This window comes from Aeromonas sp. BIGb0445 (genome assembly GCF_024809075.1).
Taxonomy (GTDB): Bacteria; Pseudomonadota; Gammaproteobacteria; order Enterobacterales; family Aeromonadaceae; genus Aeromonas; species Aeromonas rivuli.
The window spans coordinates 227,459-238,918 of sequence record NZ_JANUES010000003.1 but is presented as its reverse complement, the minus strand read 5'-3'; the positions used below and the strand labels follow the sequence as shown (position 1 = coordinate 238,918).

Below are 11,460 nucleotides of genomic sequence, written 5' to 3'. Positions count from 1 at the left end.
GTGAATGGCAGGGCATGGTGGCTAGTAAAGCGGCAAGGGATCGACGGGATCATGGCTTGGCCCCCATATCATGCTGGCTGTGATCCATCCCTTCCATCCCATCCTTGGGGGCACTGCTGACCTTTGGCGCTGGCTGGTCGGTCGAGGGGGCCGTGGTGGATTTCTCCGGATCTATGGTGGTGATGCGGTACTGGTCCCCCTCCTGCTCCACTTGCAGGTGCAGGGTCTGACCCTGGCCAAGCTGGCTGATGTCGACCCCCTCCGCCACGGCGAAATCCATCTCCATGGCGGGCCACTGCCACTCGGGGATAGGCTGGTGGGCGACCCCCAGGGTGCGGTTGGCAAGGTCGATGCTCTGCACCTCACCCTGAGTCCAAACCTGGCTGGGACGCAGCGCCGTCATGCGCTGGAAGTCTGAATCTATGCTCGATTCCGAGTCGAGCAGGAACTGCGCCGAGCGGACTATGCTGTCCCCGGCCTCGACCCCGTCGATGATGGCCAGCTGGTCGCCAAACTGGGCCCCCAGGGTGACCGCCACCGACTTGAAGCGCCCTTCGCCCAGCGCCAAGACCAGTCGGTCCTGGCTGCCGGTGCGGATCACCGCTTCGCTTGGCACCAATAGACGGGGCCGACCATGGCCGCTGCGAATGCTCACCTTGGCAAACATGTTCGGCTTCAAGAACTCGTCTTTATTGTCAAACCGCAGTCGCGCCTTGAGGGTGCGGCTGCCCGCGTCCAGGGTGGGGTAGAGGTAATCCACCCGGCCCTGCCAGCGGCGGCCCGGGGCGTAATCCAGGCTCATGGTGACGGGATCGCCCACCTTGAGCTGGCCCGCCTGACGCTCGAACACCTCGGCGCTGACCCAGACCTGACTCAGGGTACCGAGGCTGAACAGGGCGGCGGCGGGCTCCACGTATTGACCCTCGCGCACCTTGAGATCCGAGACATAACCGCTGCTCGGGGCATAGATGCGGATGGTCTCGCTCACCTTGCGGCTGCGCCTGAGCTGCTCAATCTGCTCGAGGGGGACCTGCAGGGCCTTGAGTTTGCCTGTGGCGGCGCGCAGCAGCAGAGGGTTGTTGCTGCCCATGGCCAGCAGGTACTCATGCTGGGCATTGACCAGGTCCGGGGCATAGATCTCGTAGAGCAGACTGCCTTTGGCCACTTTCTGCCCCTCGCTCTTGATGGTCAGGGTGCGGATCCAGCCTGCCATGCGGGCGTTGATGGCCTCTAGCCTCTCCTCGTCATATCCCACATAACCCACAGTCTCTATCTGCTGATAGGCGGGGGCCAACTCGACCTTGGCCAGCCTGACCCCCAGATTTTGCTGGATCTCCGGGCTGATGGTGAGGGTGCCGGGAGAGCCATCTTGGCGCTCCTCATAGACCGGCAGGAAGTCCATGCCCATGTTGTCCTTGGCGGGGCCATCGCGCTTGTCGCGGGGATCCATGGGATTGACCCAGTAGAGCGGTGCCTTCTCTGTGGCCCCACTGTCCGTGCTCTGTTTGGCGGCCCAGTAACCCCCACCGGCGCCGAGGGCGAGCAGCAGCAGGGATAGCGGCAGTGTCTTGGTCATGACAAGCCTCCGGCACAGGAGGCGGGGGCGCAGGGGCGCAGGGCAATATTGGTTGCTGACATGATACTTCTTCTCTCTGGTCGAGCCGCGCGGCCAAGGCGCATCCGGGTCGGCAACCCCCAGGGCGGGTTGCTTGTGTCAGGAGTGCAGCGATAGCGTTGGGCGGCAAAGGGGCGTCAGAGACCGGGGTCCTTGACGCACAGCACGTCGTGCAAGGTCGGCCGAGGGCACCTCTTGCACAAAACAGGCAGGGAGAAAGTGTGGTTAGTGGCGCAGCACCGACAGCATCAGGTGGCGGCGAGGCCAGGAGGGAGGGTGGCAGCGTTGTTCCCAGAGGAAGGGATTGCGCAGCCAGAGACCGAGGCGCTGGGGCAGCGCTCGTTGGCCAAACCAGAGCAGCAAGGGCAGGGCCAGCAGGGGCAACAGAGCCAGCAACAGCGAGAGGGTGGCCCCCACCACGGACTGCAGCTGGCACTCATCATGGGGGCTCTGATCGCCGCTGACGGCATGGCAGCCGAGGGAGGGAGCAGGGTGGTTGGCATCGGCCATCAGGGTACTTGAATGAGAAGGGGCGCCATGGTCGGCCCCCGTGAATCCATGGTTCATGGCGTCATGGCTCATCTGAAGTGCGGCTGGCTGCGCGATGGGGGCTGCGTGCCAGCTGATGCAGAGAGTCAGATTGCAGACGAGCAAGAGCCCCAGCAACAGCCGGGCAATGCGCTCTGTGGGCAATCTCGATGACAGCATGGGACTTTCCTGACGAGGGATGGCTTCACTATAAAGCTTGCCGTCAGAGTAAGGTCAAGGCGAAGCCTGGGGTTTGATGACAAGCATCAACAATGCAAACAAGCAGGGCAGGGTACAGGCGGGGGAGGCATGAGCCCCAGGTCGAACCTGGGGCCAGGCAAGAGGCCGGGAAGGGGCCTCCTTATCAGGCGAAGCAGGCCCAGATGGGGGCATGATCCGAGGGTTTCTCGATGCCGCGCAGCTCGTAGTCGATACCGGTCTCGGTCACTGTGTCCTTGAGGGCATTGGACGCCATGATGAGGTCGATGCGCAGACCGCGGTTTTCGTCAAAGCCCTTGGAGCGGTAGTCAAACCAGGAGAAGCGTTCGCACTCGGTGGGGTTGGCGGCGCGGAAGGTGTCGGTCAGGCCGAAGCCTTTGAGGCGTTCCATCCACTCGCGCTCCACCGGCAGGAAGGAGCACTTGCCGTCGCGCAGCCAGCGCTTGCGATTGGCCTCGCCGATGCCGATGTCGAGATCCGTGGGGGAGATGTTCACATCGCCGATCAGCACCAGCTGATCATCCGGGCTGTGGTGGGTCTCCAGGTAGTGTTGCAAGTCCTCGTAGAACTTCTTCTTGGCCGGGAACTTGGTCTCGTGATCCTGGCTCTCGCCCTGGGGGAAGTAGCCGTTCATGACGGTGATGATGGAGCCGTCTTCGCGCTGGAAGTTCGCCATGATCATCCGGCGCTGGGCATCTTCGGCGTCGGTCGGAAAGCCCTTTTGCACGGAGAGAGGCTTCTGCTTGCTCATCATGGCCACCCCGTAGTGGCCCTTCTGGCCATGGAATGCCACGTGATAGCCCATGGCTTCCACGTCGGCCACCGGGAAGGCGTCGTCGTGGACCTTGATCTCCTGCAGGCCGATCACGTCCGGCTGATGCTTGTCGATGATGGCTTGCAACTGATGAAGACGGGCGCGAAGGCCATTGATATTGAAAGAGATGATCTTCATGTCGATGTGCTCATGTCGTTTTTATAGGTGACTATTGGACTAGGAATCCCGGGCCGATGCAAGCCCGAAGCCTGGCCCCTCATTGACTCTGGCTGAACTCCTGACGCAGCTTGCGGAATCTCTCCTGCTGGGCGGGATTGAGGGGGATGCCATCCAGCATGGCCAGGGTCTCCTTGCATTCGCTCGGAAATTCAGGGCTCTTGCGGTGCTTCTCGATGAGCTTGAGCAGCACCTGTATCTTGTTGAGCGCGGCCCCGGTATTGGCGGGAGCGCGGCGCAGCGCCTCACGAAAGTGGGTCAGGGCCTGCTCGAACTCACCCCCTTGATAGGCCTTGATGCCGAGATCATTGAGCTGTTGGTAACGTTGACGCCGCTCCTGCACCGTCTTGTCATTGCGAGTGGCCTGGATGCAGATGGTGAGCAGCCGGTCCTCGTCTTCGGCCAGGAGGTCTTGCAGGCTCTCGGCGTACTCGAACTCGCCGAGTTGATAGAGTGCAAGCACCGTCTCGCCGAGCAGGGCGACCGGCATGCTGGCCGGTTGATCCAGCCAATGCTGGTTGGCGCGATAGAGCATCTTCTTGCCCTTGATGAGCTGGCCGAGGGCCACCTGTACCCGGGCCTGGCAGATCTGCTCGAACACCGGGTAGTTGAATTCGCTCACCATCAGGGAGTCGCGGATGCGTGACAGGGCCGAGTTGACCTGCTTTTGCAGATTGGCGATGTGATAGCCGTCATTGCTGTTGAGGGCATAGAGGGTCAGGCACTGGATGTAGGCCCCCAGATAGTGAGGGGTTCTGTGGATGGAGTTGCGGGACAGGTCGATGAGGGTGAGCAGCACATCCCGGGCCTGGGCATAGTCGTGACGCTGCAGGCAGATTTCGGCCAGGCGGCGCGACAGCAGCACGGACTGGGGGGATATCTCCACCGCCCGCTTGAGCTCGCGCTGGGCACTCTCCTCCTCCCCCAGAGCAAGCTGCGCCTCGGCCAGCCAGCGATAGGCTTCCACCATCAGGGGATGGTGTTTGAGGGTCGCCTGCAGATGGCTCACCGCCTCCTCATTGAGCCCCAGGGTATGGCATGCCTTGCCGAGGGTGAGCCGGGCCCAGCCATTCTCCTGACCCGCCAGCAGTTGGCGCATCAGGCTGCGCGCCTCCTTGGCCTGGCCCAGCCTGAGCTGGGTATCGGCCTGCAGGCAGCGGCAGAAGTTGGCAAATCGTGGAATGGCATCGGCCCGCTCGGCGCAGGCTCGGATCAACTGTTCGGGTTTGTCCTCGGCCAGCGCCCGGAACACGCTCTCCAGCGCCTGACGGCGCGCCAGTGCCCGGCGCAGCCGAAACTTGAACTGCTCCTGGGAGAAGGGCTTCATCAGGTAGTCATCGGGCTCGACCTCGAGGGCGCTCAGCACCATGGCCCTGGAGTTGTCGCTGCTGACCATGATCACCACACTCTGGGGCGGGATCAGCCCCTTGTCGCGCAGACTCTCCAGCAGCTGGCGGCCATTCTCCCCACCCCCGAGATCGTAATCGAACAGATAGACATCGAAGCTCTCTTTCTGGCAGCGGCGCCGCGCCTCTTCGGCACTGTTGGCAAAGTTGATGCGATTGATGCCGATGTTCTGCAGCATGGCCTTCATCATCACCTGGAAGGCGCGCTGATCGTCGACCAACAGCAGCCGCAGGGGCTTGACGGGGGCAGGCTTGGGCGGCGCATCGCCAGCGGAGAGGTCGGGGTCCTGGATCGGCATGGCTCTGGGTCTTGAGGCTGGGATAGGTCAGTGTGCCACCAAAGTTCGGGATCAGGCAATTGGCAAAGGTGGGGGAGTTGCCAGGCCCGTGACGGGCCCGGCATCTTGCTTAGTCGGCAGGGCTACTTGACCAGATAGGGAGCAAACTGCGGGCTGTAATCGGCCTTGAAGCCCTCATCCGTCTTGATGATGAGATAGACCGCCAGCTGGTGCGCCTTGGCAAAGGCCATGGCTTGCTCCGGGCCCATCACCACCAGGGCGGTATCCAGGGCGTCCGCCTCGAGGGCATCTTGGGTGATGACGCTGGCCGACACCAATCGATGGGTCACAGGGCGGCCGGTGGCGGGATCGATGATGTGGGAGTAGCGCACGCCGTCTTGCTCGTAGTAGTTGCGATAGCTGCCTGCCGTGCTTACCGCCATCCCCTGGGGCATGACGATGTCAGAGAAGGCCCCGGGCTTGTCCGAGGGCTCGACGATGGCTATGCGCCAGGGTTGGCCCTTGCCATTGACCCCCTTGCTGCGCACCGCGCCCGCCACCTCGATGAGATAATCCTCGATGCCCTTGTCATCGAACAGCCGGGCGATGGCATCGGCGGCGGCCCCTTCTCCCAGGGTGGAGAGATCCAGATAGAGATCCGGGATCGACTTGCGAAGCAGGTACTTCTCCCCTTGCCGGGTCAGGCTCAGCTTGTCGATACCGACCCGCTGGCGGGCGGCGGCAATCTGGGCCTCGCTCGGCGTCTTGACTGGTCGCTTGTCCGGGCCAAAGCCCCACAGATTGACCAGGGGCCCTATGGTGACATCCAGTTTGCCCTGGGTGAGCTGGCCCGCGTCTATGCCTTGCTGGACGATGCGCGCCATCTCGGCCGGTATCTCAGTGGCAGGTTCCACCGGCCCTCGATTGAAACGGGAGATGAGGGCGTCCGGATCGTAGGTGGAGATCTCCTTGTTTATGCGGCCCAGCAGGGTTTCGATATCCTGCTTGAGGGCGGGATCGCCGCCTGGGTAGCCCCCGGGCAGCGTCAGGCCGTAGTAGGTCCCCATGGTTTGGCCTTGCAGGCGGGTTGCCGTTGGGGGCTTGGGCTGGCAAGCGGTCAGCAGCATACCGAATAACGAGACCAATAGCAGGCCGAAACCGGGCCGCAAGGCAGGAACTAACATCAACACCTCTCTCATCCGGGGCCCGGCAGAGGAGCCGGGGCATGAAGGGGCAGAGCTTAAGGCAAGGCAAGGGGGGATGCGAGCCCGGCGCCTGGTTCGGGGGCAGTAAAATTAAGCATTGCTGAGCTTGGGGGAAAAGGACGAGGCGTCAGGCGGTGATCTGGCCCGCAGCTTTGGGACTAAACCCTGGTTGATTGGAACCCAATGAGTACAATAAGGCCGATTCAGACAGCATCTTTGTCTGCCAAGGCCTGAGCTGGCCAGGCAATTCTGTTGCTATCGTCTGCCAACCAAAGGAGAGGATGATGAAAAAGGTAATTCCCCTGTTGCTGCTGAGTGCCCTGGCGGCGCCCGCCTTTGCCGATGAGTGCACCCTGGCGGTGGAAGCCAACGATGCCATGCAGTTCAACACCAAGGCGCTGAGCGTACCGGCAACCTGTAAAGAGGTGACCATCAACCTGATGCACACCGGCAAGCTGCCGATCACGGCCATGGGACACAACTGGGCGCTGACTACCACGGCTGACTTCCAGGACGTGGCGACCGCTGGCATGAGTGCGGGGCCGGACAATAACTACCTGCCCAAGGATGATGCCCGTGTGCTGGCGCACACCAAGCTGATTGGTGGCGGTGAAACCACCAGCGTCACCTTCCCGACCGAGGGGATGGCGGGCAAGGATCTCACCTTCTTCTGCTCCTTCCCCGGCCACTGGGCCATGATGAAAGGCAGTTTCAAGGTCGGTTGATTGCGAGGCTCAAGATGAGAGAAGCCGGGCTTGCCCGGCTTTTTTATGCTGCTGATGTTGCAAGCGAACGGATTGCATAAACGGCCCTGTATCGTGACCCCGCGAGCAGTTCCCGCCGCACTGGAGGGATAGAATAAGTGGCAAACGGGGCCATGTCCTCAGTGGCGAGACAGGTAAATAGCGGTAATGAGAGCAGTAAAATGGGTGATCAGCGGTTGTTTGATGTTGCTATGCACCATAGCGTTGGCCGCAGAGCCCCCGGTCAAGAAGAGCCGCAATGGCATCTGCCATCCCAAGGGCGGTACCTACTACAGCCGCACCAAGCACTACCAACCCTATGACACCATGCAGGCCTGCCTCGACAGCGGGGGACGCGCGCCAAAACGCTGAGCTTGGGATGAGGAGTTATTGCCGTTGCCGCAGGGTAAAGAAGGCAATAGTGGCCTTCTTGCTGCACTCGAGCATGATGCTCTCTTGTGCGCTGACCAGCAGGGTATCCCCCTTGGCGAGGTCATGTTCCGCCACCTTGAGGCTTCCCTCCAGCAGGGTGACCAGATAGGTATGGGCAGACTCCAGGGTCAGGGGCACGGAGAAGGGCAGGGTCAGCACCCGCACATTGGCATCCAACTTGGTTGCGTCATAGATGAGCCCGAGATCCGTCACCTCTTTTTTTAGCAAGGCGCAGTGGGTCTCATCGTCGCCGCTAAAATGGGCCGCCTCGAAGGTGGCATAGGGGTGGCCGTTGAGCACGAAACCGGCGCCGCTGATGGGCAGCAGGATGCGGGCATAACCAGGGAAGGGGGAGAAGGGGCCGGCTTCCTTGATGGGGGCCGTGCTCAGCCGGTAATCGAAATCGAGTTTGGCCAGGGAGCTGCCCGCCGGGGCTATCACTATTTCGGCAGTGCTGCCCTTGCCATTTTTCCAGGGCATCTTGCGCTGCTGGGCCACTGTGATCAGTTGGTACAAGGTTTTCCCCTCATCATGAGTCTGGCCCCAGAGATACCATCCCGACACGGGTGCCGACAAGCCTGCCCGGTGCGAGTGCGGTTTTTTCCAGCGTTTGTCAGGATGCCGCCATCGGCACACACGCCGCGGCAGCCCGAGATGAACATCTGTCTGAGCGGGATCGCTCCCCCTTCCCTGGCGACCAAGAGCCGTAGGGGCCGCGCAAGGTAGCGTGGTCATGGTCACCGTTGTCCGCAACGTCATGCGTTGAGGGTTTATCTGCGGGCGATATAAGGATTATGCTGAGTCAAGTTCATGGTGCTTAAGGAGAGGCAAGATGGCTTGGATATCCTTGATAGTGGGCTTGGCCCTCATCTGGTGGCTGCTCAAACTGGGCCGCGGCCCCCTGTTTGACCTCAGGTTGGCTCATGGCAAGTTGACGATGCAAAAGGGCAAGGTGCCGCCTGCCTTCATCACGCAACTCGAGCAGATCCTGAAACGAGAGTCGCTGCGGGGTCGCATTCGGGGTGTGCGCGATGGCGACGGGGTGCGCCTTGTCTTCTCCCGCTCCATCCCCGAGCCCATCGCACAGCGGGTGCGCAATGTGTTCCCCTACGGGGATTACCGCAGCCCGTTGCCCAAGCAGCCTTCGGGTCACAAGCGCCACTGAGCGAAGTCGCTTATTTCACAGGGCGCTCGACGTGATATGAGAGAGGCCCCACTGCCAGCAGTGGGGCCTTCGTTGTTATGTGGCTGAGCCACAGAGATGGCCGCGCGGCGTGGGTGCAAGCGAACCCTCATCATCGGCCGACAAGGGCCATGCCGCATCAGCGCTCCAGCAGGGGCGCCGAGCGATAGCTCCACATGCCATAGGTGCGCAAGGCGTCGCGGTAGATGCCAAGCAGCTCGCTCTCTTCCACCTTGGCGAGGCTGGAGATGGGCTTGTCCGGGTAGCTGACGCTGTCGATGCGGATCTTGGCCGGGCCGGTTTGCCAGCAGGCTATCTCGAGCAGGGTCTGGCCACGACGCACATGGCTGGCGGAGCTGACCAGGGTCGCGCTGTCTATCTGATGGCGGGCCAGCACCCAGGCGCTGTAGAGGGCATTTTCCACCGTGCTGGTGGCATAATTCTCCTCGATGATGCGCGAGCGACTGATCCCCTTGCTCACCAGCCAGTCGGCCATCTGCTTGCCCTCGGTCTGACGATTCTGGGGCACGCCGCCGCTCACTATGATGAGGGCCTGGGGGTCGGCCTTGGCCAGGGCGCGGGTGGTGTCGAGGCGGCCGAGCAGTATGTCGTTCATGCTGCCATCGGGGTTGAGGGCATAGCCCAGGGTGACGATGGCACGCCGTCCACTCTTGTCCTGATCCCGCGCGGCCCGCTCCTTGAGCGGGGTCTTGACCACCTTGTCTATGGTGGCAAAGATGCGCTGCAAGTCGGCCTCGCGCCCCGGGTTACGTGCCGTCAGCTGGCCGAGGTAGGTATTGGCGCGTTCGGTATTGCCCTTGAAGCGCTGCCAGACCGCGAGGTAGGAGAGCAAGTCCACATCATCCGGGGCCGCGACCAGGGCCTGTTCAAACAGGGCGATGGCGCGGTCAATCTTGCCGTTGTAAATCTGGGCGTTGGCCGCCGAGATGAGCAGGTCGGTGCGATAGGGTTCGAGTTGGTAGGCTTCGAGCAGCCGGTTGGTGATGAGCTCCATGTTGCTCGGCATCTTGGCGGTGAAGCCCGCATCCGAGACCCGGGCCGGGGAGTCGAAGATCTGTTTGGCCTCGCCGAGCAGTTGATCAACCACCTGACGCTTGCTGATGATCTGGCCGTAATCCTGATCGGATTGCAGGCTGCGTACCGGCACGGCCCAGGCCGCCGTCGGGGTGAGCAGACTGAGCGTGAGCAGGGCGGCGAGGGAGAGTCGGTTGTCCATAAGCTGTCCACCTGGTTGGGAGAGGAGAGACCGGCCAGGAGCCGGACAGGGCGCATCAGCATGGCGAGACGCCGTACCCGGACGACTATAACAGGCCGGGCGCCATAAAAACGGGGCAGGGCCGTCAAATCGGCCAGACACGGCTTTTCAGAAGGACAAGTGTGAGCGGGCCCCGGACAGAATGGAAGGGACTCGCTACACTGGGATCCTTTTCCAGCTGGAGCCTATCATGACCACCAAGATCATCCTGGACACGGATCCCGGCATCGACGATGCCATGGCCATCCTCTTTGCCGAGGCTCATCCCGCCATCGAGCTGGTGGGGATCACCACCGTCTTTGGCAATGCCACCATCGCCGATGGCACCCGCAACGCCCTCTGGCTCAAGGAGCAATTCGCCATGAAGGCCGATGTGGCCCAAGGCGCTGCCGCGCCGCTGGTGCGCCCCCCGGTGGGGGCGACCACAGTGGTGCACGGGCTCCATGGTTTCGGTGATGTCGAGGCGGGTGAGCCGAGCCTGAGCGCGGATCCCCGTCCCGCCTGGCAGTACATCGTCGAACAGCTCAAGGCCGCCCCTGGCGAAATCACCCTGGTGACCATAGGCCCGCTCACCAATCTGGCCCTGGCCCTTGAAAAGGCCCCCGAGATTGTGAGCCTGGTCAAGCAGGTGGTGGTGATGGGGGGCGCCTTCGGCGTCAACGGTCACCGCGGCAACGTGACCCCCTATGCCGAGGCCAATATCCACGACGATCCCGAGGCGGCCGACCTTGTCTTCACCGCCGACTGGCCCCTGGTCATCATAGGGCTGGACGTCACTCAGCAGAGCCTGTTCAGTGGGGCTTATCTGGATGCCCTGCGCGATGAGGCCGGAATGGCGGGCCGCTTCATCTGGGACGTCAGTCGCTTCTACCTGCGCTTCTATGCCGAGCGGATCGGCATGGATGGCTGTCATGTGCACGATCCCTCGGCCATCGCCTATGTCATCAATCCGGCGCTCTTTACCCTGCGCCGGGGGCCGGTGCGGGTCATCACTTCGGGGCCAGCCATCGGCCACACCCTGCAGAAGTTTGATGACAGGCGTCATCCCCATGACGACTGGGCGCGCTTCCGGGCTCAGGACGTCGGGGTGGCCGTCGATGCGAAGGCGCTGCTCGCCCTCTATCGCAAGACGCTGATCGACTGGAGCAAGCAGTGGGACTAGGCTAGGGAAGCCAAGTGTAAACCGTTCATTTTGTTCATCATCTGGAGGTGTTATGGAGTGGTATCTGACCGTCATGAAGAAATACGCCGTCTTTAGTGGACGGGCGAGGCGCAAGGAGTACTGGATGTTTGTGCTCTGCAACCTGGGGATAGCCCTGGTGCTGAGTCTGCTCGGCCAGTTGATTGGCCTCAAGGAGCAGATTGCCAACCTCTACTCCCTGGTGGTATTGCTGCCGAGTCTGGCGGTCGGGGTGCGTCGCTTGCATGACACGGACCGCTGTGGCTGGTGGCTGCTTATCAACCTGATCCCGGTGGTGGGCACCCTCGTCTTCCTCTATTTCATGGTCTGTGAGGGAGAGGCTGGCCCCAACCGTTTCGGTGAAGACCCCAAGGCCGGGTTATCGGCCGCCGCCACCTTTTGAT

12 protein-coding genes are annotated in these 11,460 nt (G+C 62.2%); 5 read left to right on the top strand and 7 right to left on the bottom strand.

Annotated features, from left to right (window positions below; all coding sequences use genetic code 11):
* Positions 1 to 49: 49 nt before the first annotated feature.
* The 5 genes from M2367_RS07865 to M2367_RS07845 all read right to left on the bottom strand — a co-directional run bounded on the left by M2367_RS07865 (position 50) and on the right by M2367_RS07845 (position 6,221).
* Entirely contained in the window at positions 50 to 1,576 is a 1,527-nt protein-coding gene (locus tag M2367_RS07865; protein ID WP_259236353.1) for an efflux RND transporter periplasmic adaptor subunit, read from the bottom strand.
* Positions 1,577 to 1,840: 264 nt separating this feature from the next.
* Positions 1,841 to 2,323, bottom strand: coding sequence for a hypothetical protein (locus tag M2367_RS07860; RefSeq protein ID WP_259236352.1), 483 nt, complete (start codon positions 2,321 to 2,323; stop codon positions 1,841 to 1,843).
* A gap of 184 nt (positions 2,324 to 2,507) precedes the next feature.
* On the bottom strand, positions 2,508 to 3,314 hold the full coding sequence (xthA, locus tag M2367_RS07855) for an exodeoxyribonuclease III (RefSeq protein ID WP_259236351.1): 807 nt from the start codon (positions 3,312 to 3,314) through the stop codon (positions 2,508 to 2,510).
* Positions 3,315 to 3,393: 79 nt separating this feature from the next.
* Positions 3,394 to 5,058, bottom strand: coding sequence for a tetratricopeptide repeat-containing response regulator (locus M2367_RS07850; RefSeq protein WP_259236350.1), 1,665 nt, complete (start codon positions 5,056 to 5,058; stop codon positions 3,394 to 3,396).
* Between the two features lie 122 nt (positions 5,059 to 5,180).
* The gene (locus M2367_RS07845) at positions 5,181 to 6,221 is read right to left on the bottom strand and encodes an FAD:protein FMN transferase (RefSeq protein WP_259236349.1); all 1,041 of its coding nucleotides are present in this window, start codon (positions 6,219 to 6,221) and stop codon (positions 5,181 to 5,183) included.
* A gap of 305 nt (positions 6,222 to 6,526) precedes the next feature.
* Between M2367_RS07845 and azu the strand changes: the two genes are divergently transcribed.
* On the top strand, positions 6,527 to 6,967 hold the full coding sequence (gene azu, locus M2367_RS07840) for an azurin (protein WP_259236348.1): 441 nt from the start codon (positions 6,527 to 6,529) through the stop codon (positions 6,965 to 6,967).
* Between the two features lie 186 nt (positions 6,968 to 7,153).
* Complete coding sequence (locus M2367_RS07835; protein WP_224432503.1) at positions 7,154 to 7,357, top strand: hypothetical protein; 204 nt, start codon at positions 7,154 to 7,156, stop codon at positions 7,355 to 7,357.
* A 15-nt stretch (positions 7,358 to 7,372) separates the two neighbouring features.
* Here the strand turns inward: M2367_RS07835 and M2367_RS07830 are convergent, their stop codons facing one another.
* On the bottom strand, positions 7,373 to 7,897 hold the full coding sequence (locus tag M2367_RS07830; RefSeq protein ID WP_396021395.1) for a HutD family protein: 525 nt from the start codon (positions 7,895 to 7,897) through the stop codon (positions 7,373 to 7,375).
* Between the two features lie 352 nt (positions 7,898 to 8,249).
* On the opposite strand from M2367_RS07830, the gene M2367_RS07825 reads away from it, so the two are divergent.
* The gene (locus M2367_RS07825; protein WP_224432505.1) at positions 8,250 to 8,582 is read left to right on the top strand and encodes a DUF3634 family protein; all 333 of its coding nucleotides are present in this window, start codon (positions 8,250 to 8,252) and stop codon (positions 8,580 to 8,582) included.
* Between the two features lie 157 nt (positions 8,583 to 8,739).
* Here M2367_RS07825 and M2367_RS07820 read toward each other — a convergent pair whose 3' ends face one another.
* Complete coding sequence (locus M2367_RS07820; protein ID WP_259236346.1) at positions 8,740 to 9,837, bottom strand: ElyC/SanA/YdcF family protein; 1,098 nt, start codon at positions 9,835 to 9,837, stop codon at positions 8,740 to 8,742.
* Positions 9,838 to 10,066: 229 nt separating this feature from the next.
* Between M2367_RS07820 and M2367_RS07815 the strand changes: the two genes are divergently transcribed.
* Positions 10,067 to 11,038, top strand: coding sequence for a nucleoside hydrolase (locus tag M2367_RS07815; RefSeq protein ID WP_042040273.1), 972 nt, complete (start codon positions 10,067 to 10,069; stop codon positions 11,036 to 11,038).
* A gap of 52 nt (positions 11,039 to 11,090) precedes the next feature.
* Positions 11,091 to 11,459, top strand: a complete 369-nt coding sequence (locus M2367_RS07810) for a DUF805 domain-containing protein (protein WP_259236345.1) — start codon at positions 11,091 to 11,093, stop codon at positions 11,457 to 11,459.
* Position 11,460: the final 1 nt, after the last annotated feature.